Source organism: Lelliottia sp. 7254-16 (genome assembly GCF_002922995.1).
GTDB classification, from domain to species: Bacteria; Pseudomonadota; Gammaproteobacteria; order Enterobacterales; family Enterobacteriaceae; genus Enterobacter; species Enterobacter jeotgali.
In genome coordinates, this window is record NZ_PQVS01000006.1 from 39,283 (window position 1) to 62,772 (window position 23,490).

At 52.5% G+C, this 23,490-nt stretch carries 23 protein-coding genes, 1 tRNA gene and 1 pseudogene; 16 read left to right on the forward strand and 9 right to left on the reverse strand.

Translation table 11 applies throughout. The features are described from left to right. Positions 1–32: 32 nt before the first annotated feature. Positions 33–584, reverse strand: a complete 552-nt coding sequence (gene idi / locus C3708_RS10255) for an isopentenyl-diphosphate Delta-isomerase (RefSeq protein WP_103946612.1) — start codon at positions 582–584, stop codon at positions 33–35. A 159-nt stretch (positions 585–743) separates the two neighbouring features. Between idi and actS the strand changes: the two genes are divergently transcribed. Both actS and C3708_RS10265 read left to right on the forward strand, forming a co-directional pair. Further along, positions 744–1,487, forward strand: coding sequence for an amidase activator ActS (gene actS, locus C3708_RS10260; RefSeq protein ID WP_255411569.1), 744 nt, complete (start codon positions 744–746; stop codon positions 1,485–1,487). Positions 1,488–1,567: 80 nt separating this feature from the next. Then, positions 1,568–1,641 (forward strand) — tRNA-Gly (locus tag C3708_RS10265). A gap of 119 nt (positions 1,642–1,760) precedes the next feature. On the opposite strand, the gene C3708_RS10270 is transcribed toward C3708_RS10265, so the two are convergent. Further along, the gene (locus C3708_RS10270) at positions 1,761–2,399 is read right to left on the reverse strand and encodes a hypothetical protein (protein ID WP_103949196.1); all 639 of its coding nucleotides are present in this window, start codon (positions 2,397–2,399) and stop codon (positions 1,761–1,763) included. 295 nt (positions 2,400–2,694) lie between these two features. Further along, positions 2,695–3,132 (reverse strand): annotated as a pseudogene (locus C3708_RS24055) (hypothetical protein); the annotation flags it as partial. A gap of 325 nt (positions 3,133–3,457) precedes the next feature. Between C3708_RS24055 and yjdI the strand changes: the two are divergent. Together yjdI and C3708_RS10285 are read left to right on the forward strand one after the other, a co-directional pair. Beyond that, entirely contained in the window at positions 3,458–3,688 is a 231-nt protein-coding gene (gene yjdI, locus C3708_RS10280) for a 4Fe-4S mono-cluster protein YjdI (protein WP_103949197.1), read from the forward strand. Between the two features lie 10 nt (positions 3,689–3,698). Further along, complete coding sequence (locus C3708_RS10285) at positions 3,699–3,971, forward strand: GNAT family N-acetyltransferase (protein ID WP_103946605.1); 273 nt, start codon at positions 3,699–3,701, stop codon at positions 3,969–3,971. Between the two features lie 31 nt (positions 3,972–4,002). Here C3708_RS10285 and C3708_RS10290 read toward each other — a convergent pair whose 3' ends face one another. Continuing rightward, complete coding sequence (locus tag C3708_RS10290; protein ID WP_103949198.1) at positions 4,003–4,614, reverse strand: LysE family translocator; 612 nt, start codon at positions 4,612–4,614, stop codon at positions 4,003–4,005. A 114-nt stretch (positions 4,615–4,728) separates the two neighbouring features. Here C3708_RS10290 and C3708_RS10295 point away from each other — a divergent pair, with 114 nt between their 5' ends. The 6 genes from C3708_RS10295 (at position 4,729) to C3708_RS10320 (ending at position 11,845) form a co-directional block, all read left to right on the forward strand. Next, entirely contained in the window at positions 4,729–5,199 is a 471-nt protein-coding gene (locus C3708_RS10295) for an Lrp/AsnC family transcriptional regulator (RefSeq protein WP_103949199.1), read from the forward strand. A 4-nt stretch (positions 5,200–5,203) separates the two neighbouring features. Further along, positions 5,204–5,728 (forward strand): GNAT family N-acetyltransferase, encoded by a 525-nt coding sequence (locus tag C3708_RS10300; RefSeq protein WP_103949200.1) that lies wholly within the window; start codon positions 5,204–5,206, stop codon positions 5,726–5,728. Between the two features lie 154 nt (positions 5,729–5,882). After that, positions 5,883–6,737: a ChaN family lipoprotein gene (locus tag C3708_RS10305; RefSeq protein ID WP_103949201.1), complete on the forward strand. Its 855-nt coding sequence runs from the start codon at positions 5,883–5,885 to the stop codon at positions 6,735–6,737. Further along, positions 6,734–7,504 (forward strand): energy transducer TonB, encoded by a 771-nt coding sequence (locus C3708_RS10310; protein WP_103949202.1) that lies wholly within the window; start codon positions 6,734–6,736, stop codon positions 7,502–7,504. Before C3708_RS10305 ends, C3708_RS10310 begins: the two co-directional genes overlap by 4 nt. Positions 7,505–7,521: 17 nt before the next feature. After that, a complete protein-coding gene (locus C3708_RS10315; RefSeq protein WP_103949203.1) occupies positions 7,522–9,621 on the forward strand; it encodes a S9 family peptidase in 2,100 nt (699 codons plus the stop codon). Positions 9,622–9,631: 10 nt separating this feature from the next. Continuing rightward, positions 9,632–11,845 carry a TonB-dependent receptor domain-containing protein gene (locus C3708_RS10320; RefSeq protein WP_103949204.1) on the forward strand — a complete coding sequence of 738 codons (2,214 nt, stop codon included), beginning with the start codon at positions 9,632–9,634 and terminating at the stop codon, positions 11,843–11,845. A gap of 39 nt (positions 11,846–11,884) precedes the next feature. On the opposite strand, the gene C3708_RS10325 is transcribed toward C3708_RS10320, so the two are convergent. Together C3708_RS10325 and C3708_RS10330 are read right to left on the reverse strand one after the other, a co-directional pair. Then, a complete protein-coding gene (locus C3708_RS10325; RefSeq protein ID WP_103946598.1) occupies positions 11,885–13,114 on the reverse strand; it encodes an amino acid permease in 1,230 nt (409 codons plus the stop codon). Between the two features lie 119 nt (positions 13,115–13,233). After that, positions 13,234–13,692, reverse strand: coding sequence for a multidrug/biocide efflux PACE transporter (locus C3708_RS10330; RefSeq protein ID WP_103946597.1), 459 nt, complete (start codon positions 13,690–13,692; stop codon positions 13,234–13,236). A 103-nt stretch (positions 13,693–13,795) separates the two neighbouring features. Between C3708_RS10330 and C3708_RS10335 the strand changes: the two genes are divergently transcribed. The 3 genes from C3708_RS10335 to C3708_RS10345 all read left to right on the forward strand — a co-directional run bounded on the left by C3708_RS10335 (position 13,796) and on the right by C3708_RS10345 (position 16,946). Continuing rightward, on the forward strand, positions 13,796–14,662 hold the full coding sequence (locus tag C3708_RS10335) for a LysR family transcriptional regulator (RefSeq protein ID WP_095283237.1): 867 nt from the start codon (positions 13,796–13,798) through the stop codon (positions 14,660–14,662). 94 nt (positions 14,663–14,756) lie between these two features. Continuing rightward, positions 14,757–15,935 carry an acetyl-CoA C-acetyltransferase gene (locus C3708_RS10340; RefSeq protein WP_103949205.1) on the forward strand — a complete coding sequence of 393 codons (1,179 nt, stop codon included), beginning with the start codon at positions 14,757–14,759 and terminating at the stop codon, positions 15,933–15,935. 327 nt (positions 15,936–16,262) lie between these two features. Next, positions 16,263–16,946 carry an oligogalacturonate-specific porin KdgM family protein gene (locus C3708_RS10345; RefSeq protein WP_095283235.1) on the forward strand — a complete coding sequence of 228 codons (684 nt, stop codon included), beginning with the start codon at positions 16,263–16,265 and terminating at the stop codon, positions 16,944–16,946. Positions 16,947–17,164: 218 nt separating this feature from the next. Here the strand turns inward: C3708_RS10345 and C3708_RS10350 are convergent, their stop codons facing one another. After that, positions 17,165–18,340 carry an oligogalacturonate lyase family protein gene (locus C3708_RS10350; RefSeq protein ID WP_095283234.1) on the reverse strand — a complete coding sequence of 392 codons (1,176 nt, stop codon included), beginning with the start codon at positions 18,338–18,340 and terminating at the stop codon, positions 17,165–17,167. Between the two features lie 417 nt (positions 18,341–18,757). On the opposite strand from C3708_RS10350, the gene kduI reads away from it, so the two are divergent. Continuing rightward, on the forward strand, positions 18,758–19,594 hold the full coding sequence (kduI, locus tag C3708_RS10355; protein WP_095283233.1) for a 5-dehydro-4-deoxy-D-glucuronate isomerase: 837 nt from the start codon (positions 18,758–18,760) through the stop codon (positions 19,592–19,594). Between the two features lie 63 nt (positions 19,595–19,657). After that, positions 19,658–20,419 carry a 2-dehydro-3-deoxy-D-gluconate 5-dehydrogenase KduD gene (gene kduD, locus C3708_RS10360; protein WP_095283232.1) on the forward strand — a complete coding sequence of 254 codons (762 nt, stop codon included), beginning with the start codon at positions 19,658–19,660 and terminating at the stop codon, positions 20,417–20,419. A gap of 124 nt (positions 20,420–20,543) precedes the next feature. Here kduD and C3708_RS23725 read toward each other — a convergent pair whose 3' ends face one another. Then, positions 20,544–20,699: a hypothetical protein gene (locus C3708_RS23725; RefSeq protein WP_158251361.1), complete on the reverse strand. Its 156-nt coding sequence runs from the start codon at positions 20,697–20,699 to the stop codon at positions 20,544–20,546. A 31-nt stretch (positions 20,700–20,730) separates the two neighbouring features. Here C3708_RS23725 and C3708_RS10365 point away from each other — a divergent pair, with 31 nt between their 5' ends. Beyond that, on the forward strand, positions 20,731–22,146 hold the full coding sequence (locus C3708_RS10365; RefSeq protein WP_103949206.1) for a sugar porter family MFS transporter: 1,416 nt from the start codon (positions 20,731–20,733) through the stop codon (positions 22,144–22,146). 155 nt (positions 22,147–22,301) lie between these two features. On the opposite strand, the gene C3708_RS10370 is transcribed toward C3708_RS10365, so the two are convergent. Further along, the gene (locus tag C3708_RS10370; RefSeq protein WP_103949207.1) at positions 22,302–23,429 is read right to left on the reverse strand and encodes an oligogalacturonate lyase family protein; all 1,128 of its coding nucleotides are present in this window, start codon (positions 23,427–23,429) and stop codon (positions 22,302–22,304) included. Positions 23,430–23,490 lie beyond the last annotated feature (61 nt).

The following is a 23,490-nucleotide window of genomic DNA, read 5'->3' on the forward strand; positions in this document are numbered from 1 at the left end:
AAGCCCCGGCGTTCATCGCGTCGGGGCTTTTTTTATGGCTTGGATTCGAGGGCAAATTGCCTGAGCTTTTCCTGCGCGAGGGCAACCTGCGAAACCATCCACGGGCTAAATGCCCACGGCGTAGCCTCGACTGCACCGATTAACGATTCCAGCTCAACCCACTGCACTGCCATCACTTCATCAGGATTGAGGGTCAGCGTGCCGACGAGCTTTGCCGCATACACAGGGCAAATTTCGTTTTCGACGATCCCAGAAGGGTCGGTTTCGCAGTAACGAAAATCCATAGCAACAGGTGTCAGATGGGCAATTTCAGCACCGATTTCATACCTGCAGCGGCGAACAAGCGCGTGCTCGGTACTTTCGCCGGTTTGTGGGTGACCACAGACGGAGTTGGTCCAGACGCCGGGCCAGGCTTTTTTACTCAATGCGCGGCGGGTGACGAGGCATTCACCCTGGGCGTTAAACAACCACGATGAGAAAGCCAGATGCAGCGGGGTATGCGTTGTGTGGGCGGCGTACTTTTCCTGAGTGCCGATGACCTCTCCCTGGTCGTTAACCAAAATGACGTGTTCTTGTGTGCTCATTCCGACTCCAGTACCCGAACGACGGGATGGTGACATTATATCGCACTCTTTGACTGGTGGGGTGGCTCCCTGCGCCGCAAAGAGACTTTACAGCAAAGATTGGCAACAGATTTCAGGCTGCTATCATAGGACGCCATTTACGCTGACCGAGGAGCCGCTTTGTTTGCAGGAAGCCTGACAAGAAATCCCCTGATTGCCCTGTTTTGCCTGATGCTAACGTTAATGTTGGCAGGGTGCTCGGGCAGTAAATCAGGCTCTGATGGAAGCTACAGCGGCTCGGTATATACCGTCCAGCGCGGGGATACTCTCTCCAAAATTTCCCGCATGACTGGCACCAGCGTGCGCGATCTGGCACGTATGAACGGCATATCGCCGCCGTACACCATTGAAATCGGGCAAAAGCTCAAGGTCAATGGCAGCAGCTCGTCAGGCAAAAAATCCTCATCCAAAGGCAAAACGGCCAAAGTGACGCCGTCTTACGCGGTGCCGCAATCGTCATGGCCACCGGTCGGACAACGCTGCTGGGTATGGCCTGCCAGCGGTAAAGTGATTGCACCGTACTCCACCTCAGAAGGGGGTAACAAAGGCATTGATATCGCAGCAGCACGCGGCACACCCGTTTACGCATCGGGTGCAGGCAAGGTGGTTTACGTGGGAGATCAATTGCGCGGTTACGGCAATCTGATCATGATTAAACACGGCGAAGACTACATCACCGCGTATGCGCATAACGATACGCTGCTGGTGAACAACGGACAAAACGTGAAGGCCGGACAGAAGATCGCGACGATGGGTAGCACCGGAGCCAATGCGGTCGCGCTGCATTTCCAGATTCGCTACCGCGCTACCGCTATCGATCCTCAGCGCTACCTTCCGGCACAGGGCAGTAAACCGAAATGCTAAGCGGTTAATAAATCACCGGTTAGCTGTCTTGAGGCTTGTGCGAACAAGCGTAAGGTCTATAATGCCTTACGCACCTCAAAGCGGGCGTAGTTCAATGGTAGAACGAGAGCTTCCCAAGCTCTATACGAGGGTTCGATTCCCTTCGCCCGCTCCAGATCTTCCCTCAACTATTCATTTCTCATCTAATCTTCACGCAATACCCGCGACGGCTCTCACAATGCTCTTGCAAAGTGGTCATTCATTATTCGAAAATTGCAGCATCCTTCGGCCTGGTTACTTGTGTTTCCTGATATAGTCCGATAAGAACTGCTCAAGCTCCTTATCGTTTCTGACGGATACGAGAACTTCAGCGACGGCTTTCATGGCATTAGTTGCATTACTGACGGCAACAGCATCTTCATTGTTAATGATTGCATTATTAGCAATCTTATTTATCGAGCTATTGGCTTCTTCTTCGCTAATTTTAGCCGCAATTATCGAATCAAATATTGGGTAAGCCTCAGTGGCATATTGGCTAAAGCGAACATCATCAAAATTAGACGCCAGCGTTAATTTAACTTGCCGGGTATAAACCGCTCGTGTCGCTGTTGCCAGCAGGTCTTGCGGGGTTTCGCATGCCGCAGTGCTGGTGTTCCCTTGAATCATTCCCTTTTTAAAGAAACCAGCCACAATATTGTCTATCTCATCGTGCATAATTTGGCTAAAACCAACCACAGCCTGGGTACCCGTGAATAGCATTCTATAGTTTTCAAGTTGATAGGATGCGCTAGCCGCTTCACCTGTTTGGGTGGCGTTACACGCGTAACGATAACCTTCATCTAACTTTTGACTGAGTTCTTCCGTATTAGCTGCGAAAGTAGCAAGGGGAGAACTAAGTAAAATAAACAAACTGAATAATGATTTAATATTCATGACATTCGTCGCCAGAATCGCAAATGAACTATTACATACCTGCCTGACAGGTCTGATAAACCAGGGCTTCAACTTCCTGAGGGGATTTATCAGCCATATCCTGATAAACATAGTGGGTTAAGTGGTGCGAGAATGTAATGTTCTCTTCCGAGATGCCTGGTTTGCCTCTAAGTGATTCAAATCGCTGGTCGTACACGGACATTGGGGTATGTTCATCGCGCCCGGTCGCCATATTCTTCGCCAGCGTTGACCACATGGTGCAAACGGAGTCGTTGGCGTCTCGCTTCAGTGAGGTTTCCAGAACCTTGTCACCTGCAATGGCGTGTTGCGCCCATGCGGAATTATTGGCGACAAACTTTTTAGAACCGGTGGTAATCCCATATTCAATGCGGATGCCATTATCGTGATAACTGCCGTCAGCATCTTTAGTCGCCAGCTTTAATGAAATCCGACAACCGGGAAGCGTTTTTCTTTCCTGTACTGAAACGATAACGGTATCGGTGTCGCAATCGGCAAAGCTATATTCAGGATTAACATAAGTCCCTGTTTTAATCAGCAAGCCGGTTAAACCGTTTTTGTAACCTTTTGCTGGGAGACTTTTATAGGCGTTACGATCCCCTTTTTTAATCGCTTCCCGAAAATTATCCATGCCGATTCTTGTTGCTAGTTGATCGATATTTTCAAGAGCATAGGAGGCGGTTGAGGTTGCAAGGATCGTAGCACCTAACATCATCTTGCAAATGAGTTCTGTTTGCTTAAGCTGTGTTTTTAACATGTCAAAATTTCCTAAATTTCACCTCTGCGGTGTTTCTCACTGCATGATAATCACTTGGTTTTAAATATCACGAACAGAGCGTGAGTTTTAATGGATACCTACGTAAATTAAGGGGGGATTATCCCTGAGATGTGCGTCCATGTGTTTCCTTTTCACCGCGCAGTTTGGCCCAGTGACAACATCCACAACCCCGTAGAGTTCTGCGAAACGGTAGAGAGATAGCTCCTTGTTTCTATCAGCGCTATGCTTATTCCGAACGTATAAAAATAACAGAGGCAATGTCATGGATAAGGAATTACTGGAAGCGGGATACCGGGCGTATACCGGGGAAAAGATTGATGTCTACTTCAACACGGGCCTGTGCCAGCACTCAGGAAACTGCGTGCGCGGCAGCAGCAAGCTGTTTAATCTGAAACGTAAGCCGTGGATCATCCCGGATGAAGTGGATGTCGATACGGTCAAGAGAGTGATTGATACCTGCCCGAGCGGTGCGCTGAAGTATCGCCAAAAATAAGCGAGGACCCATGAATATTCTGGAAGGCCACAATAAGTTCTACGTCAATGATGCACAGGGGAATCAGGTTGCCGAAATTGTGTTTGTTCCGACCGGGGAGCACCTGAGTATTATCGAACATACCGATGTGGACGAGAGCCTGAAAGGGCAGGGCGTGGGCAAACAGCTGGTGGCGAAAGTCGTCGAAAAAATGCGCGCTGAAAACCGCAAGGTTATCCCGCTGTGTCCGTTCGCTAAACACGAGTTTGATAAGACGCGCGAATATGACGATATCCGCGCCTGAAAACAAAACACCGGCTTCTGCCGGTGTTTTGTTATCTGAACTGCCCGTAAATCAGGAGCAGTGATATCACCACCATTATTCCTCCGGAGGCGATGCTGACTCTGCGCGCGGCCTGCGGGCGGGCGGCTAAGATTGCCCGCGAGCCGTAGCCGACCAGCAAATAGATTAGCGTGCAGGTGAACAAGTGCATCACAGCCAGCGCCGACATTTGCAGAGGCACCGACCAGCTGCCTTTAGGATCGGTGAATTGCGGGAGTAGAGCCAAAAACAGCAGAAATACTTTTGGATTAAGCCCGCTAATACACAACCCTTTAATCGCCCATGTGTTCCAGCTTCCCGTCTGCTGATCGCCTGCATTGACCGTCGCCGGATGGCGTAAAATCGTGACACCCAGCCACAGTAAATAAAGCGCACCTGAAACGGTCAGCAGTGAAAGCGCCAGCGGATGTCCGGCGATTAACACCCCAACCCCTGCGACCACAATCACCGTCGCCAACAGATGGCCAGACATCAATCCCATCACCGCCGGGATCACCCGCCGTCCGTTGATTCCCGCGCTAATGGCATAAGCCCAGTCGGCACCTGGGGTGATGATTAACAGAAAAGAGACTACCCAGAACCCGACGACAATACTCATTTCCATTCCCGCAGCACCCTTCACAAATGTATTTAATGGAAAGAAAGAATATCGACATCAGGGCGAAATGAGCTTCCAATGTTATGCTGAAAGAAGGGTAATAATGAGAAAATCTTCCAAATGGATAGCATTGATAGAAAAATTCTTGCTGAGCTGCAGCGGGATGGGCGTTTGTCGCTGACCGAACTGGCAGAGCGTGTCAATTTAAGCCTTTCACCGTGTCACCGGCGTGTTCGGGCGCTGGAACAAAGCGGCGCGATTACCGGATATCGCGCGAATCTGGACCCGACTAAAATGGGTTTCAATTTTGTGGCCATCGTCTTTGCGACGTTAAAAGAGGGCGACAAGAAAGCCGTTAGCGCCTTTGAAGCCGCCGTGGAAGAGATTCCACAGATCGTGCTCGCGCAGCGCTTGTTCGGCGATCCTGATTATTTGATGCATGTGGTCACTCGCGATCTTTCGGCGTTCCAGAAACTCTACGATGACAAATTATCGGCGATGCCGGGGGTGCAGCATCTGCGATCGACGCTGGTGATGAAAACGGTGGTGCAGGACAGACCGTTCCCGCTGGAAACCCTAAAACAAGGATAATACGATGATTAAGACGCCACGACTGACTCTCCGACAGTGGTCATCAGACGATCTTGCCCCTTTCGCGGATCTTAACGGCGATCCCGAGACGATGCGATTTTTCCCCGCAACCTTAACGCGCGAAGAAAGTGACACGCTTGTCGCGCGATTCCGCGAGGGTATTACCGAACGCGGCTGGGGATTTTGGGCCGTTGAATTAACAGAAACCGGCGAATTTGTTGGGTGCGTCGGTTTGCATCCGCAGCCGGATAAATTTCCCTTTTCTCCCTGTATTGAAATCGGCTGGCGTCTGGCGAAATCATTCTGGCATCAGGGCCTTGCGCAAGAAGCAGCAACGGCCTGCCTCACATATGCAGCGAATGAATTACACCTCGACGAAGTGGTTTCATTTACCTCAATTCACAATCTCCCTTCTGAACAACTGATGCAGCGTCTGGGCATGGAAAAGCGCGGTGAGTTTTTACATCCTGCTTTACCTGCCGAACATCCGCTGGCGCGCCATGTCCTCTATTCCACCAGTTTGACATAAGTCATTGTATGTAAAAGACCTGTTAGTTAGTACGATAATTAATTGTTAATGCTAATGATCTTGATATTAATTATCATTAGCATTAATGTTTGCTCGTTGTTTACACGATAAAACGGGTGAAACCTTCATAATAGAAGGTAACTAATTAATTATTATGAAAAATTTAAAGGTTATTACGGTATCTCTGCTGTTAATCAGCTCTCTGGTCTTAACTGCCTGTCAAAGCACTAAGCCGACAACAGCGCAACTGCCCCTGGCTACGCAGATTAAAAATGCGCAAACAGGGGCAACGCTCACGCCAGAAGAATTACTCGCGGTTCTGAGTCAGGCTCCGCAGGTCATTGTGGGCGAAGAGCACACCAACGTTGCGCATCACACTATTGAGCTGTGGCTGCTGCAAAATCTCCAGCGCAAACGCCCGCAGGGCAGCGTGCTGATGGAGATGATCACCGCCGATCAACAGCCTGCGGTCGATGATGTCAAAAAGGCGCTGAAGAGTGGAGCCTCGATGCGCGATCAACGCATTCAGGAATCCCTGCGCTGGAACCCTGGCTGGCCGTGGCCGCTGTATGGCGAACTGACGAAGACGGCGTTGATGGGCGATTATCCGCTGCTGGCCGCCAATATTCCCCGTGCTCAGGTGAACGCTATCTATAAACAACCCGTTTTCCCGGCGGGTGAGCACAGTTCGCAAAAAACAGTTCGCAATGCGCTGTCCGCCATTATTTATCTGATGCACGGGGGCGAAATTGCGCCCGAACAGTTAACAGCAATGGTGGCGATTCAGCAAAACCGCGATCGCTTTATGGCGCAGCAGCTGCTTAATGCGCCAAAACCCGCGCTGATGTTTGTCGGGGGATATCACGCGGCTAAGGATGTTGGCGTCCCGCTGCATCTGCAGGATCTCAACGGTCAGGCCCCGATTGTGGTGATGCTGACGACCGAAGGGGCGGCCCTCAGCGCGAAACAGGCCGATTACATTTGGTCAGTTCCGGCCATTAAAAAATGACAGCCGTAGATATTCACCCTTCCTGGGGCAAAGGTGTTGCTGTCAGCGTCCTGGCACATCTGACTGTGGCACTGGCGTTTATGCTGCATTTCACCTCGCCGCCACCGATCGCCTCCCCGGCGGCGGTGATGGTGGACTACTCGCCCGAGCTGGAGGTTTCCCTCATTCTGCCGACGCTGCCGCCGGGGATCAGCCAGCAGCGTAAGGTGGAAGAGATGAGTACCGAAGAGACGCCGCAGCTTAAAGAAATGCCAAAGCTGCCGACGGTGGAAGAAGCTGAGCTGCACATGGCCGCTCACAAGCCGGTGCAAAAGAGTGTCAAAAAACCGGAGAAGAAAAAGGCACCGCAACAGCAGCGTGCCGAGAAAGGGAATGCGACGGTGACCAGCCGTGCGGCCCCGCCAGTTCAGGCGATTGTCAGCCAGCGAAACGCCGCGCCGCTGGACACGGATTCCACCCGAATCAGCAGCAGTAAGATCAACTGGGAATCGCTGGTGAAAGGCAAAATTAACCGGATGCGCAACTATCCGGAAGATGCTCGCAAGCGCAAACGTACGGGCACGGCAACCATCGCTTTTAGCGTGAATAACCGGGGTGAAATCGTCGCCAGTCAGTTGGTGGACTCCTCCGGCACGCTGTCGCTCGACAGGGCGGCGCTTGCCGCGCTGCGAAAAGCGCAGCCGCTTCCGCAACCACCAGCGGAATTATTGCGTAACGGCATCCATAAAGTCACTTTGCCCGTCGAGTTTAATTTGCTCAGGATTTAGAATTTAAAGGACGAAAAATGAAATACCTTGGGTTTATGGCCTTTAGCGTTCTGCTAACGGCACAGGGCGCTATTGCCCAAAATCTGCCACAAGCACCGGTTGCGAATAAGGTTTCTCAGGTCTCGGAAAACCACGGCGATACACGTCAGGATAATTACGCCTGGCTGCGTGATGATTCCCGTCAGAATGAAAGTGTGCTCAATTATCTGCGCCAGGAAAATACCTATACGGAACAGGTCTCCGCGCAATGGAAAGAGTTGAAAACCCAGGTTTATCAGGAGATGCAGTCTCGTCAGGTACAGGACAATTATGCTCAGCCGGTGCGTCAGCATAATTATCTGTATAAATCTGAGTATTCGACTCAGGCTAATTTTCCACAAATTATGCGTAAAAAGGATGGCGAAACCGTCTGGGAAACCGTGATTGATACGGTCACCCGCAGCGAGGGGAAAGCCTATTATTCTCTTGGGCGTTATGCCCTCAGTGAAGACAATCGATTTATCGCTGTGGCGGAAGATTATACCGGCGATGGACAGTATCAGATTGCGGTGTTTGATATTGAACATAAGCAATGGCTGAAGGCGACTATTCATCAGGCGTCGGACGATATCGTTTTCAGCAATAACGGTAAGCAGCTCTATTACGTTCAATTGCATCCGCAAACGCAGACGCCTTATAAGGTTATGCGTTACGATCTGAACACTGCCAAAGCCCAGACAGTCTGGCAGGAAAATGACGGGCGCTTTTATACCGGAATCGCCCGCTCGGCGTCCGAGCAGTTCCTGCTTATTACCGCAAGCGCCAATGACACTTCCGAGGTGCGTTATCTCTCATTAGAGGATTCGCAAGCGCCTGTGAAGTTATTACGCCCACGCGCGACAGGCACGGAATATTATGCCGATCACGCAAACGGCTATTTTTATATCCGCAGCAATCATGAGAGCAAAAACTTTGCCCTTTATCGCGCGAAGGTTAATGAAAACTGGCAAAGCGTGCTGGCTCCCGACAGCGAAAAAGAGCTGGAGGGTTTTACCCTGTTTGCCCGGGCGGTGGTGGTTTCCCAACGTTATGACGGTAAAACACACTATCGAAAACTCGGTTTTGCCAGCCAGCAGTGGCAGGAACTGAGCTTCCCTGACCCAACCTATATGGCCCGCACCGGCAGCAACGGCGACGGAAACGCCACAGTATTTAACTATATCTACTCGTCTCTCGACACTCCGCTCGGCTATTACCAGTGGGATCTCGAGAGCGGGAAAAGCACGTTGATTCACCAGAAAGCTGTGCCGGGGCTGGTAGCGGGCACTTACACCAGCAGGCTGATTTATGTTAAAGCGCGGGATGGCGAGAGGGTTCCGGTGTCCCTTATCTGGCGCAAAGACCGCTTTAATCAGGGCCATAATCCACTGCTGGTGTATGGCTACGGCGCGTACGGGATGAGCCTCGACGCAGCGTTCAGCACACCGCGCATGAGCCTGCTGGATCGCGGTTTTGTCTTTGCTCTGGCCCACGTGCGCGGTGGCGGAGAGAAAGGAGTTGCCTGGTATCTGGCGGGCAAAAAAGAGCATAAGCAGAATAGCTTTAACGATCTGATCGACGCCACGCGCGGTCTGGTGAAACAAGGCTATGGCGCTGCGGATAGGGTTTATGGAATGGGCGGCAGCGCGGGCGGTTTACTGCTGGCGGGAGCGGTCAATCATGCGCCTGAGTTATTCCGCGCGGTAGTGTTGCAGGTGCCGTTTGTCGATGTGCTCAACACCATGCTGGATAAATCTCTGCCATTAACGCAGCAGGAATATAGCGAGTGGGGCAATCCCAACGTTCCGGTGGAATATGCTGCCATAAAAGCATGGAGCCCGTACGACAATATTCATTCGCAAGCTTATCCCACCATGCTGGTGACCACCGGGCTATATGACTCCCGCGTTCCTTACTGGGAAGCAGCGAAATATGTCGCGCGTTTGCGTGCGGCTAATACGGATAAAAATACTCTTCAGCTGCTCAGCGTCAATATGAATTCCGGGCATAGCGGTCGCAGCGGTCGTTATTCCCGTCTTGAGGATTCTGCTCAGGCATTTAGTTTCCTCATTTTTGTTGATAGCCAGAAAAATAAATAAGGGGTTTATTTTGAGAAGTTCACACAAGGTTGGCTATTTGCTGACAGGGTGTCTTATTGTTCCCGGTACTACCTTCTCCGCTGAGAATGAAGGGGAATCGGTTTTTTCGACATTGACCATTACGGATAACGCCCAGGCCGAAACCAATCATCCGGGCTCGTCGGCGGATACTTACACGCGCCCAGGCGCGTACAGTTCGCGCACGCTGAATGAGAATCTGCAAAGTCTCGACGCGTCGCTTCGCAGCATGGCCGGAACCTATACGCAGATCGATCCGCTGCAGGGTACGGTTAACGTCAACATCCGTGGGATGAGCGGGCTGGGGCGCGTCAATACTATGGTCGATGGCGTGACGCAGACCTTTTACGGCATGGCGCCCAGCAGCTATCACTTTGGGCCGAGCAACAGCGCGGGCGTGTTGATTGATCCTAACTTCCTCGCAGAAGTGGATGTGTCGCGCGGCAGCAGTGCGGGTTCGCAAGGAGTCAATGCCCTGGCCGGTAGCGCCAATATGCGCACCATTGGTATTGACGATCTGGTTAAAGAAGGACGCCAGACCGGCGTGTTATCCCGTTTCTCCGTCGGCGATAACGGGCTGGGACGCACCGGAATGGTGGCGGTGGCGGGCAAAACCGATCCCTTTGATAACGGCGGAATGCTTGGAGCGCTGGTGGGGATCAGCGGCACTCGGACCTACGCCACCTATGAAAACGGCGGTGGTCAGAGCAGCAAGGAGTTCATGGGGGAAGATACAAACTACATGCGCCAGGAACCGCGCTCCCAGCTGTATAAAGTGGATTTTAATCCCGACCAGTATAACCATATCGAGTTCGCCGGACGTAATTACCAGAACACCTTCACCCGCCGCGATATCACCAGCGATGATTACTACCTGCGCTACAACTATTCGCCGCTGTCCGAACTGATTGATTTCAACGTGCTGGCGAGTACCAGTCGTGGCAATCAAAACTATCAGATTGAGTCGTTGTATAACTTCAGCAACGCTTCCACCACCAACAAATCAAACGCCGTAGATGTGAGCAACACCAGCCGCTTTACCTGGGCGAGCGTTGATGTTGAGTATCTTTTGGGCGGCAAGCTGATGGACACCCGCTATACGCGTGGCTTTGAACAGGATAACGAAACTGACCGCAACGCGTTCTCGCCGTCCGGTAAGCAAAAGATTGCATCGCTCTACACCGGTTTAACCTTAAATAAGAGCATCTACCAGCTCGATTTGAATTTGAACTACACCCGCAGCCAGGTGCAGGGTTTCAAACCGGCCTGCGCGGATAACGAGAAATGTTTCCCGCAGGGCGAAGCGAATCTCGATTTGGACGACAAAGCGCTGAACCCGTCAGTGACACTTTCCGCGCAGGTTACGCCGTGGCTGCAGCCATTTGTCAGCTGGAGCCGTTCTTCTCGTGCGCCTAACGTGCAGGAGGTGTTCTTCGCCAACGAGGGTGGCGCATCCATGAACCCGTTCCTGAAACCGGAAAAGGCCGATACCTGGCAGGCAGGTTTCAACCTCAACAAAGAGGGGCTGCTGAGCGAACAGGATTCGTTCCACCTGAAAGCGCTGGCGTACGAGTCGCGGATTAAGGATTACATTAACAGCGAGTCTTTCTTCCTTTGCTACGACGGGTCGCGCTGCAAGGATATCGATAACTCTTCCGGCGGCTTTAACGCCAATATTTACGTCAACACTACGTCACCGGTCACGTCCCGGGGTTACGAAATCGAGGCGGGGTATGACATCGGATATGCCTACGTTAACCTGACATGGAGCAAGCAGCACACCAATCAACCGACGTCGATTGCCAGCAGCAGCACCAGTTTTTCGTATGACGACCTGAGTGATTTACCGGACAGCTACGCAACGCTGGACGTTGGCGGGCGCATGTTCGATCAAAAGCTGGTGGTCGGCAGCCTGTTTAAATTCACCGGCAAAACCAAGCGTTTAAGCACCTGGCCGGATGAAAACACCAACACCATGAATAAAGACGAGATGCCGAATATCCCGACGGTCATCGATCTCTACAGTTCATATCAGCTGACGGATGATGTGAAGCTGCGCTTGAGCGTGCAAAACGTCACCGACAAAAACTACGCTGATGCGCTGAACCGCATGAACCAGAACGGCATGGAAAATGAAGGATCGTCCTCGGTTACCACCACGGCGCGCGGTCGTACCTGGGTCTTTGGCGGGGAGATTCGTTTCTGATGAAGGACGGTGTTCAGCAGGGAGCTGAACACCGTTTTTTTAGCCGACAAACATTACCGACACGCACAGCACGCCGACAATCAGCGTCAGCAGATTGCCGAAAGAGCGGTACGGTTTGAGCGCCGGAATGAGGTAGGTCGAGAGCGTTGGCATGATGAACAAAATCATGGCGATCAGCGGCCCGCTGATGGCGTAAATCATCGAAATTGCGTTCGGGTTGATAAAGCACACCACAAACGTAATGAACGACACCGCCATGATCGACAGGGCGCGGTTAAAGGCGCGGCTCTTCTTGATGCCCACCTGATTCAGCGACGATTTGACGATCTCCGTCGCCCCTTCAATCACCCCAAAATAGGTGCCGAGGAACGATTTCGACATTGCCACAATCGCCACCGCAATCCCGGAAATACCCAGCCAGGCGGGGGAGGACGGCATCATCGAGAGCGCAGAGAGAATCGTTACGCCTTCCTCTTTGGCCGCCACGATGTACGACGGCGGAATCGACAGCAGGCAGCTGAAGACAAAGAACAGCACGCTCAGGCAAATGATCAGGTACGCGACCTTCATGATTTTTTTGCATTTACCCATTGCCGCATCGCCGTACTTTTCGCGTCTGTCGACGGCAAACGTAGAGATGATCGGCGTATGGCTAAAAGCGAAAACCATCACTGGAATAGAAATCCATACCTGGTGCAGCGTGTGCTGGTCAAACGCCATCTGGCTGGTCAATAGCGACGGCTGCCAGCTGGTGGTGAGGTACAGCGACACAAACAGGAAGTAGGCGATCAGCGGGAAGACCAGGAACCCCATTACCTTGATAGTGACGTGGCGGCCAGTCAGGAAGATCAGATTCAGCACCATCACCACGCCGAGACTCACCAGCACGCGCACGGTAGTGTCGACAGTCAGATGCTTCGCCAGCTGTTCAGTGATCGAGTTGGTGATCGCCACGGCGTAAATCAGCACCACCACAAAGAAGGCGACAAAGTAGAGCGTGGTGATCAGATTGCCGATCTTTTTGCCGTAGTAGTGCGTCACCGCGCTGGTGATCCCTTCACTGCCTTTGGCGTTCGACGACAGGATAAACTGGGCCAGCGCTTTGTGCGGCCAGTAGGTTAATGGATAAGCCACGAGGGCCGTAATCAGCAGGACAATCGCGCCTGCGGAGCCGAGCTGAATGGGCAAGAACAGCGTTCCTGCGCCCACGGCAGTGCCATAGAGGGCGAAACTCCAGAGAGTCTCTTCTTTTGACCAAATTTTCGACATTAGAGCAACGTATCAACTATAAAACGAACAAAAAGAAGCGTAATTTACCATAATTATGCATGGAAGGCGCAGTTGACGTCGCGGGAAGGGGCCGGAAGAAGCTTCCGGCCAGAGGGGGATCAGTTCGCCAGGGCACGTCGTTGCTGGCGTCGCTTGATAAATTTCTCGCGCAGGGTGTCGTACGCCCAGTTATAGAACATGGTGTACGGCAGGAAGAACAGGAAGAAACCTATTTCCAGGGTGAATGCCTGTAGCAGCGTCACGCCGAGCACCGCCGAGACGATCGACACCCCGATCACAATAAAGCCGCATTCAAAGCCCAGAGCATGGAAGGCACGCACTTTCGCGGTACGGGTGACGCGGTGAACCGGCCAGAAACGGTCAAAACCAAAGTTATAAATAATGTTCCAGACCATCGCCGTCGTCGCCAGAATGATGGTTAAACCGCCCATTTCCATCACCGAACGCTGCATTAACCAGGCGGCTGTCGGGGCCAGGATCGCCGTCGCAATCCCCTCGAAGCACACCGCGTGGAAGATGCGCTCCGGCAGTTTTCGTTTGTGTACATCGTGTTGCATAACCTGACCTCATGAATTCGCCGGAATGGGCGTTGATGGCGCCTATTTTTATCGTTATTTGTGATATATAAAAGATACTATCCATCGATAAAATAGATACTTCATGCGCTACTCTCCTGAAGCTTTGTCTGCATTTGTTGAAACCGTCGCGACCGGTTCATTCTCGGCCGCCGCGCGACGCCTGCGCAAAAGCCAGTCCACCGTCAGCACCGCGATTGCCAATCTGGAAGCCGATCTCGGTTTTGCACTGTTTGACCGCTCCGCGCGGCAGCCGGTTTTGACCGAGCAGGGCGAACAGGTGCTGGGTTATGTGCAGTCGATTCTGGCCGCCAGTGCGCGTCTGGATGAGCTGGCAGTTTCGCTGACGGCGCAGACCGAAGCCCGGCTGACCTTTGTCCTTTCTGACACGCTCAACCCTGACGTGCTGGAGGATTTAATGATCCAGTTCGACAAGCGCTTTCCACACACTGAGTTTGAATGTTTGATTGGGGAGGAAGAGGACGTTATCGATCTGCTGCAAAAAGAGCGTGCGCAGATTGGCCTTACAGAGGCGCGCGACGTTTATCCCACCGGCATCGGCGTGATTCGCCTGCCGATGCAAACCCAGATGGCAATCTACGTGGCGACGAACCATCCGTTAGCGGCTCAGGGAAGGGTGGAAGTCGATGAGCTGCACGGCTGGCGCGAGCTGCAGCTGAGTACCTATCTGGAACGCGAAACCACCCACGTGCGCGGCCCGATCTGGTCCGCGCCCAACTATCTGTTACTTCTGAGCATGGCGGTGCAGGGCTTCGGCTGGTGTGCACTGCCCTGTGCGCTGGTGGAGGAGTTCGCCGCCGCCAAAAGTCTGGTGCAAATCAACGTTCCCGGCTGGCCGCGCTCGGTTGCTATCGATCTTCTGTGGAACAAACGCAGCCCGCCAGGCGTCGCCGGAAGCTGGCTGCGACAGTATCTGCAGGACGCGCGTTAATCCTGTGACAAAACTCACTTTTTTTAAACAATTACGTTAATTGTTGATAACAATGCATCTACTATCAGCGGTGTCATTTTGCGCAGAGGTAGAGATGAAAGATGTCGTGATAGTGGGTGCGTTGCGTACGGCTATCGGCTGTTTTCAGGGGGCTTTGGCACGCCACTCGGCGGTGGAACTGGGGAGCGTGGTCGTAAAAGCCCTGGTCGAACGCAGTGGAATTGCCGCCCATGAAATAGATGAAGTGATCCTCGGCCAGGTGCTGACGGCGGGCGCCGGGCAAAACCCTGCGCGTCAGGCGGCGCTGAAAGGCGGGCTGCCGAATACGGTCTCGGCGATCACCATCAACGACGTCTGCGGTTCGGGACTGAAAGCGCTGCATCTGGCGACGCAGGCGATTCAGTGCGGAGAGGCCGACGTGATCATCGCCGGCGGCCAGGAGAACATGAGCCGCGCGCCGCACGTTCTCACCGACAGCCGAACTGGCGCACAGCTCGGTAACAGCCAACTGCTCGACAGTCTGGTACACGACGGCCTGTGGGATGCGTTCAACGATTACCATATGGGCGTGACGGCGGAAAATCTGGCGCGTGAATATGGCATCAGCCGCGAATTGCAGGACGCCTACGCGCTCAGCTCTCAGCAAAAAGCACGCGCCGCGATCGATTCCGGGCGTTTTCGCGATGAAATTGTCCCGGTAAATACGCTGCGCAACAACGGCGAGCTGTTGATTGTCGATACCGATGAACAGCCGCGCACCGACGCAAGTGCAGAAGGGCTGGCGAAGCTCAATCCCGCTTTTGAAATGCTGGGATCGGTGACCGCCGGTAACGCTTCCTCGATCAACGACGGCGCGGCGGCGGTAATGATGATGAGCGAAAGCAAAGCCGAAGAACTCAATCTTCCGGTGCTGGCGCGGATTAAAGCTTTTGCCAGCGTCGGAGTCGATCCTGCCCTGATGGGGATCGCACCTGTCTATGCTACGCGTCGCTGCCTGGAACGCGCGGGCTGGCAGCTTAGCGAAGTGGATCTGATCGAAGTGAATGAAGCCTTTGCTGCGCAGGCGATTTCGGTCGGGAAAATGCTGGAATGGGACCCGAGCCGGGTGAACGTCAACGGCGGCGCGATTGCGCTCGGCCACCCGATTGGTGCATCCGGTTGCCGTATTTTGGTCTCTTTGGTGCATGAAATGACCAAACGTAACGCGCGCAGAGGATTAGCGACGCTATGCATTGGCGGTGGGCAAGGCGTGGCGTTAGCCATCGAAAGATAGTCCGCAAAAAATAACATTTTTACAAAGCCTCCTTATTGGAGGCTTTTTTGTATCTGTCTGAAATCTATTTTTACGCTTATCAGATGATTCTAAAAGTTCCAGTTAAATCCAAAAACTTCGTGTTCTGATCAAATACCCTCTTTATGTGATCTTAAACCTGAAATTCCCTTTTAATGCCCTGCGTTTGTTGATGGGTGTCACGTCGATCTTTGCCAAAAAAAGTGAAACAAATAATTACGATCTCGATCACTAAAATATCGTTAGTTAAAAAATAAAATGCAATTTCATAAAAACGAAACATCATTTTATTTACTTGAGGGTTTTTGCATGTTTAAGAAATCTCTGGTCCTTGCTTCTCTCGTTGGTGCGTCTTTTGCAGCTCAGGCTGTTACCGTTGACTTACGTCATGAATACATCGACAGCGGCTCTAACGCCGACCGTGTATCCGTGTCACACCGCTTCGCCAATGGCTTAGGGTTCTCCGTTGAAGCGAAATGGAAATCAGGCGGTGATAAACAGGATCAGCCGTTTGCTGATGTCGTCGGAAACGGCCATGAAGACCAGATTAGCTGGCGCTGGAAAGCCACAGACAATATTGCGTTAACACCAGCCTTTACCATCGAAAGTAATGACAGTCGTACCATTTATAAACCGAATCTTCATTTGCAATATAGCTTCGACAGTGGCTTCTATGTCGCCGCCCGTTATCGTTATGAATATACCCGCTACCCATCAAGCTCAAATAAAGATGACGATAAAGTCAACCGTGGCGATGCGTGGGTAGGCTGGGTGATGGGTGATTTCCGTACCGAGCTGAATTATGTTTATGCGAAGAGTTCAGAAGGGATGATTCGTAATAATAATAAAGATTATTCCAACGAATATAATGCCAAACTGGCCTACAAATGGGATAAAAACTGGGCACCGTATGTGGAAGTGGGCAACGTGGGCGTGAAAGATACCGACGAGCGTCAGACCCGTTTCCGTTTAGGTGTGGCGTATTCCTTCTAAAAAATAATAAGCAGTACCTCCGGGAAAAAACCGGCTCCATTGTGAGCCGGTTTTTTTCGTTCATATCAAACCTGTTTTGTAGGCCGGTGCAAGCGCAGCGCCGCCCGGCAAAAGCGCCCGATGGCGCTTCGCTTATCGGGCCTACAAAACAAGTCAAATTCGCCAAAAAAAAGCCCTCCAGGAGGAGGGCAAGGCCAGTTACAGAAACACTAACTAAATCATGCTTGCAACATTACAGGTTGCTCGGGGAGTTTCGCGATATAGAGAGCCGGTTTGCCGTCTTTATCCGAACTGAACAGAACCGCTTTATCATCCGGGGTAAAGGATGGATGCGGATGGGTTACCTGGCGGCTGTTTGCCACAGTAGCCCAGGAAGTATCATGGCGGGCGATACGGAAGTGCGCTTTTTTCGCCACATCAAAGGCGTACAGGTAAGGATCGTTATCGATCGTATACCCGCTGGTGTCTTTTACGTCCACCGGCGTACCCGAACCGTCGCCGACAAACAGAGTGCCGTCGAAGTTGCTCATCAAATGCGAACACGCTGGCATTTGCATCACCGCTTCGTTGATCCCGGTATCCGGGTTGAAGCTGTAAATGGTGCGGCCCTGTTGGCCTTTAAGATAAGAGACATACACCAGTGCGGAGCCGTTTGGCACCCAGAACTCGTGTGTGCAGCTTTCGCCCTCGGCGTGCTCTTTCACTTTGCGCACATGACTACCGTCTTCGTTCACCATCCACATTCGCGCATCAACCAGATCGTGCGGTCCTTCGTGGCAGAAGGCGACGGTATTGTCGTCGAATGGACGATAAATCGGGTGGCCGAGCCAGTTTTTCTCTTCATGAATGGTCGCGCTTGCGCCAGTTTTTAGATCTACGCGCAGCAGGCGGCAATGCGGTCCTTTATGGAAGAAGTCATGGAAAATCTTCCAGTCGTTCAGCGGCGTCCAGTCACTTTTTGCGATCTCAATTCCCACCAGTTTGGTGCAATCGCTGTTGGCGACCCATGTACCGTACCCGACCCATTCGTCAGAGACGCGATAAACTTCGCGCTCGACCAGCGTCTCGAGATTCACTTCCAGCAGAGTACGATCGTTTTTGACATAGTAGAGGGACTTATCGTCCGGCGACAGAAAACCGCCAAAGGTGTTGTCACCCGCGCCTTCCGTCAACTGCACCGCTTCGGCTTTTTTCAGATCCAGCAGGTAGTAGTTCCAGTTGCCGTCGAACTCCCCAGCAAACAGCAGGTGACTGCCATCATTAAAGAAGCACTTCTGATAAAAGTAGTTACGGTGACACGTTACTTCCGGTGGGGTCAGGCGGGTAATTTCCACGCCTGTATCCGGATCGCGGCTGACGTCATAATTCAGCTTGACCCGCATACCTTTAGCCATAATGCGCTCCTTGATGAGATAAGTTAAAAACTGAGTGATAAATTATCAAAACATCGTTTCAATGTGTGTGACTGATGGCGCACTTTGTAAGATTAATTGTCCAGAGTGATGATTATCTTTGATTTTTAACCGCGAATGTTTTCTCTGCTGTCAAAACTTAAAGGTTTTATAATTTATTGTTTACTATGATAAATGTTCTGCGCTGTTTTCTCTTCTTTGCCCTCTGCGGCGGCGTCAACTCTCAACAATCGTGATCCAAACTACACTTCTGTCATTAAGATGCAGAAAAAGTGAAACAACGTTTTAAATGTAATTGAAAACCCATTTCGCAGCGGATACTATGTGCCCATCGAGAAAACGGAACGTTGTTTCGTTAAATATCCTGGCCCTCGGGCACGATCAATTCTGGAGGTAAATGTGGACGTCAGACAAAGCATCCACAGCGCGCACGCTAAAACACTGGATACTCAGGGGCTGCGCGATGAGTTTTTAGTTGAGAAGGTGTTTGTTGCTGATGAGTACACGATGGTGTACAGCCACATCGACCGCATCATCGTCGGCGGCATTATGCCAGCCAGCAAAACCGTCTCCGTGGGCGGCGAAGTGGGCAAACAGTTGGGCGTGAGCTATTTCCTGGAGCGTCGCGAGCTGGGTGTGATTAACATCGGCGGACCAGGCACTATTACGGTTGACGGCCAGTGTTTTGAAATTGGCCACCGCGATGCCCTGTATGTCGGGAAAGGCGCGCAGGAAGTGGTGTTCGCCAGCATTGATAGCAGCAAGCCGGCGAAGTTTTACTACAACTGCGCCCCGGCTCATACCGCTTATCCGACCAAAAAAGTGACGCCTGCGGACGTCGCGCCGGTCACCCTGGGTGACAATCTCACCAGTAACCGCCGCACCATCAACAAATACTTCGTTCCCGATGTACTGGAAACCTGCCAGCTCAGCATGGGCCTGACCGAACTCGACCCGGGCAATCTGTGGAACACCATGCCGTGCCATACCCATGAGCGCCGCATGGAAGTGTACTTCTATTTCAATATGGACGAAGACGCCTGCGTGTTTCACATGATGGGGCAGCCGCAAGAGACGCGCCATATCGTGATGCAAAACGAGCAGGCGGTCATTTCGCCAAGCTGGTCCATTCACTCCGGTGTTGGTACCAAAGCCTATACCTTCATTTGGGGTATGGTCGGTGAAAACCAGGTCTTCGATGATATGGACCACGTCGCTGTTAAGGATCTGCGCTAGTCGCGGGCAGTTGAGCATAAACCTGCCTGTTCGTGACAGGCTCTGAAAGATTAAGGAACAAACATGATTCTGGATTCATTTTCTCTGCAGGGTAAAGTAGCGGTCGTCACTGGGTGTGACACCGGTCTGGGCCAGGGTATGGCGCTGGGTCTCGCGGAAGCGGGCTGCGACATCGTCGGGATCAACATTGTTGAACCTACTGAAACCATCGAGCGCGTCACCGCGCTGGGCCGTCGCTTCCTGAGCCTGACCGCTGACCTGCGTAAAATCGATGTGATCCCTGAATTGCTGGACCGCGCTGTGGCAGAATTTGGTCATATCGATGTGCTGGTTAACAACGCGGGTCTGATTCGTCGCGAAGACGCGATCAACTTCAGCGAGCGCGACTGGGACGACGTAATGAACCTGAACATTAAGAGCGTGTTCTTCATGTCTCAGGCGGCGGCGAAGCACTTTATCGCCCAGGGTAACGGCGGCAAGATCATTAATATCGCGTCGATGCTCTCCTTCCAGGGCGGCATCCGCGTACCGTCTTACACTGCATCAAAAAGTGCAGTGATGGGCGTGACCCGTCTGCTGGCGAACGAGTGGGCTAAGCACAACATCAACGTCAACGCGATTGCGCCGGGCTACATGGCGACCAACAACACCCAGCAGCTGCGTGCGGACGAAGCGCGTAGCGCGGAAATTCTGGATCGCATCCCGGCGGGGCGCTGGGGTCTGCCAAGCGATCTGATGGGGCCGATTGTGTTCCTGGCTTCTCCGGCATCTGACTACATCAACGGCTACACCGTTGCGGTCGATGGCGGCTGGCTGGCGCGTTAATTCACGCCCTTTGAAGAAACCTCTGCCTGGTGCAGAGGTTTTTTTTCACCAAAAATCGCCATGTCCATATGCATAAAGTTATAAAATCCATAGCAGAAATACATTATGGGCACCTGTCACAACTTTATGGCTTATAAATGAGTGATTTAATAATAAATGGTTGTTTTTCATCCTTAGTTGAAATTGTAATGTCCATCACAGAACGTTGCTGCCCAGCCAAATAATCCATAACTTCGCGTTTTACAGCCTGACACTTTCTCTGGGTTTCTCGTAATTTCATACAACGTCTTTCGCTGTTCAGGCAGGAAATTATGACCTCGATTAATGACTCTACCTTTATGCCCCGCGCGCTGCGCGATACCCGCAGAATGAACCAGTTCGTCTCTATTTCAGCTGCGGTAGCCGGTTTGCTGTTTGGGCTGGATATCGGCGTGATCGCCGGTGCGCTGCCGTTTATTACCGACCACTTTACGCTCAGCAGTCGTTTGCAAGAGTGGGTAGTGAGCAGCATGATGCTTGGCGCAGCGCTGGGCGCACTGTTCAACGGCTGGCTCTCGTTCCGGCTCGGGCGAAAATACAGCCTGATGGTCGGTGCAGTCCTGTTTGTCGCCGGTTCGCTCGGTTCCGCGTTTGCGACGGGCATCGAGGCTTTGCTGCTTTCCCGCGTGCTGTTGGGTGTGGCGGTGGGGATTGCATCCTACACGGCGCCGCTTTATCTCTCAGAAATGGCGAGCGAAAACGTGCGCGGCAAAATGATTAGCATGTATCAGCTGATGGTGACGCTCGGGATCGTTCTGGCATTCCTGTCGGATACGTATTTCAGCTACAGCGGCAACTGGCGTGCGATGCTGGGCGTGCTGGCATTGCCCGCTGTCGTGTTGATGGTGCTGGTGATTTTTCTTCCCAATAGTCCGCGCTGGCTGGCGCAAAAAGGGCGTCACGTCGAGGCGGAAGAGGTGCTCCGCATGCTGCGTGATACCTCTGAAAAAGCCCGCGAAGAACTCAACGAAATTCGTGAAAGCCTGATGCTGAAGCAGGGCGGCTGGTCGCTGTTTAAAGCCAATCGCAATGTGCGCCGCGCGGTGTTCCTCGGCATGTTGTTGCAGGCGATGCAGCAGTTTACCGGGATGAACATCATCATGTATTACGCGCCGCGCATCTTCAAAATGGCCGGATTTACCACCACCGAGCAGCAGATGATCGCCACGCTGGTGGTGGGCCTGACCTTTATGTTTGCTACCTTTATCGCCGTCTTTACCGTCGATAAAGCTGGGCGTAAACCGGCGCTGAAAATTGGCTTTAGCGTGATGGCGCTCGGGACGCTGATCCTCGGCTATTGCCTGATGCAGTTCGATAACGGTACGGCGTCCAGCAGTCTTTCGTGGCTTTCCGTCGGCATGACGATGATGTGTATCGCGGGCTATGCGATGAGTGCCGCGCCGGTGGTATGGATTTTGTGCTCGGAAATTCAGCCCCTGAAGTGCCGTGATTTTGGTATCACCTGTTCGACCACCACCAACTGGGTGTCGAACATGATTATTGGCGCGACTTTCCTGACGCTGCTCGACTCCATCGGCGCGGCGGGAACTTTCTGGCTCTATACGGTGCTGAATGTGGCGTTTATCGGCATCACATTCTGGCTGATTCCTGAAACTAAAAACGTCACCCTGGAACATATTGAGCGCAAGCTGATGGCGGGAGAGAAGTTAAGAAATATTGGCGTGTAATATTTTCCCCTCACCCCGGCCCTCTCCCAAAAGGGGAGAGGGTGAAAACCGCACAATGCAGTCCCCCCTCCCTGTGGGAGAGGGTGAAAACCGCACAATGCAGTTCCCTCTCCCTGTGGGAGAGGGTTAGGGTGAGGGCTCCAGACCGCACAAATTCAAACCCGCGCCAGATACAACGCCGGCATCCGTTCCTCATCCGACGTATACAACACCCACTGATTGTCCGGTGAAAACGATGGATGCGGATGCGTCACCTGGCGGTCACCGTCCAGCACTTTCCAGCTGGAGTTGTGCTGGCAAATCGCCGTTTGCGTTCCCGCCCGAATATCAAACACCCAGATAAACGGGTCGTTCAGGCTGATATCACCGGTATTATGCGGAGCGCCATCGCCGACAATCAGCGACCCGTCGTGGTTACTCATCAGGTGCGAACAGGGCGGGATTGCCATCAACTGACGATTATCCAGGGTCTGCGGATCGGCGCTGAAAAGATAGCGCTGCGGATCGTTCTCTTTATGCGCGACGTAATAGAGCGCGGAACCATCCGGCACCCAAAACTCATGGGTAAAACTCTCACCCGGTGCGTGCTGACGCACTTTACGCAGGCCGCTGCCATCGGGATTGATGAGCCACATTCGAGCGTCGATCGCATCGCGTGGGCCTTCGTGGCAAAACGCCACGGTACTGTCGTCAAATGGGCGATAGATTGGATGCCCCAGCCAGCGTTTCTCCTGCAAAATCACCTGCTGCTTGCCGGTGCGCAGATCGATATTAATCAGGCGGCATTCGGGTTGGGTAAAGTAAAACGCGCGGAATTTACCCCAGTCGGTGAGCGGCTGCCAGTCGCTCTTTTTAATTTCGATGCCAACCAGTTTTGTGCAATCTGAATTCGCGACCCAGGTGCCGTACGCCACCCAATTGCCATCCACTTCATACACAATCTGCTCTTCGTAGTTTTCCAGATTTACGCAACGAAGTTCACGGTTGTTCTTTACGTACCACAGCGATTTATCGTCATCTGATAAGAAACCGCCAAAAGTGTTATCGCCCGCTCCTTCGGTGAGCTGGGTGGCCTGCTGCTTTTCGATATCCAGCAGGTAATAGTTCCAGTGGCCTTCGAACGCGCCGCCGAAAACAATTTTGCTGCCGTCCTGGGTAAAACATTTTTGATAGAAGTAGTTACGATGACAAATGATGTGCGGGGGCGTCATCCGTATCACCTCGTGCCCCGTTACACTGTCCTGGCGCGTGCGAAAATTCAGCGGGATGATTTTGCCTTTCATAGCATGTTCTCCGGATAAAAAAATACCCTGCCACCGGAAGTAGCAGGGTAGGGTTCGGTCA

Bases quoted from the DNA above. Each gene is read 5' to 3' on its own strand.
- kduD (WP_095283232.1), top strand. From the start codon at position 19,658: ATGATTCTGGATTCATTTTCTCTGCAGGGTAAAGTAGCGGTCGTCACT.
- idi (WP_103946612.1), bottom strand. From the start codon at position 584: ATGAGCACACAAGAACACGTCATTTTGGTTAACGACCAGGGAGAGGTC.
- C3708_RS10330 (WP_103946597.1), bottom strand. From the start codon at position 13,692: ATGCAACACGATGTACACAAACGAAAACTGCCGGAGCGCATCTTCCAC.
- C3708_RS10310 (WP_103949202.1), top strand. From the start codon at position 6,734: ATGACAGCCGTAGATATTCACCCTTCCTGGGGCAAAGGTGTTGCTGTC.
- C3708_RS10285 (WP_103946605.1), top strand. From the start codon at position 3,699: ATGAATATTCTGGAAGGCCACAATAAGTTCTACGTCAATGATGCACAG.
- yjdI (WP_103949197.1), top strand. From the start codon at position 3,458: ATGGATAAGGAATTACTGGAAGCGGGATACCGGGCGTATACCGGGGAA.
- C3708_RS10350 (WP_095283234.1), bottom strand. From the start codon at position 18,340: ATGGCTAAAGGTATGCGGGTCAAGCTGAATTATGACGTCAGCCGCGAT.
- C3708_RS23725 (WP_158251361.1), bottom strand. From the start codon at position 20,699: ATGAAATTACGAGAAACCCAGAGAAAGTGTCAGGCTGTAAAACGCGAA.
- C3708_RS10370 (WP_103949207.1), bottom strand. From the start codon at position 23,429: ATGAAAGGCAAAATCATCCCGCTGAATTTTCGCACGCGCCAGGACAGT.
- C3708_RS10340 (WP_103949205.1), top strand. From the start codon at position 14,757: ATGAAAGATGTCGTGATAGTGGGTGCGTTGCGTACGGCTATCGGCTGT.
- C3708_RS10325 (WP_103946598.1), bottom strand. From the start codon at position 13,114: ATGTCGAAAATTTGGTCAAAAGAAGAGACTCTCTGGAGTTTCGCCCTC.
- C3708_RS10290 (WP_103949198.1), bottom strand. From the start codon at position 4,614: ATGGAAATGAGTATTGTCGTCGGGTTCTGGGTAGTCTCTTTTCTGTTA.
- C3708_RS10315 (WP_103949203.1), top strand. From the start codon at position 7,522: ATGAAATACCTTGGGTTTATGGCCTTTAGCGTTCTGCTAACGGCACAG.
- C3708_RS10335 (WP_095283237.1), top strand. From the start codon at position 13,796: ATGCGCTACTCTCCTGAAGCTTTGTCTGCATTTGTTGAAACCGTCGCG.
- C3708_RS10300 (WP_103949200.1), top strand. From the start codon at position 5,204: ATGATTAAGACGCCACGACTGACTCTCCGACAGTGGTCATCAGACGAT.
- C3708_RS10295 (WP_103949199.1), top strand. From the start codon at position 4,729: ATGGATAGCATTGATAGAAAAATTCTTGCTGAGCTGCAGCGGGATGGG.
- C3708_RS10270 (WP_103949196.1), bottom strand. From the start codon at position 2,399: ATGAATATTAAATCATTATTCAGTTTGTTTATTTTACTTAGTTCTCCC.
- C3708_RS10345 (WP_095283235.1), top strand. From the start codon at position 16,263: ATGTTTAAGAAATCTCTGGTCCTTGCTTCTCTCGTTGGTGCGTCTTTT.
- C3708_RS10305 (WP_103949201.1), top strand. From the start codon at position 5,883: ATGAAAAATTTAAAGGTTATTACGGTATCTCTGCTGTTAATCAGCTCT.
- C3708_RS10365 (WP_103949206.1), top strand. From the start codon at position 20,731: ATGACCTCGATTAATGACTCTACCTTTATGCCCCGCGCGCTGCGCGAT.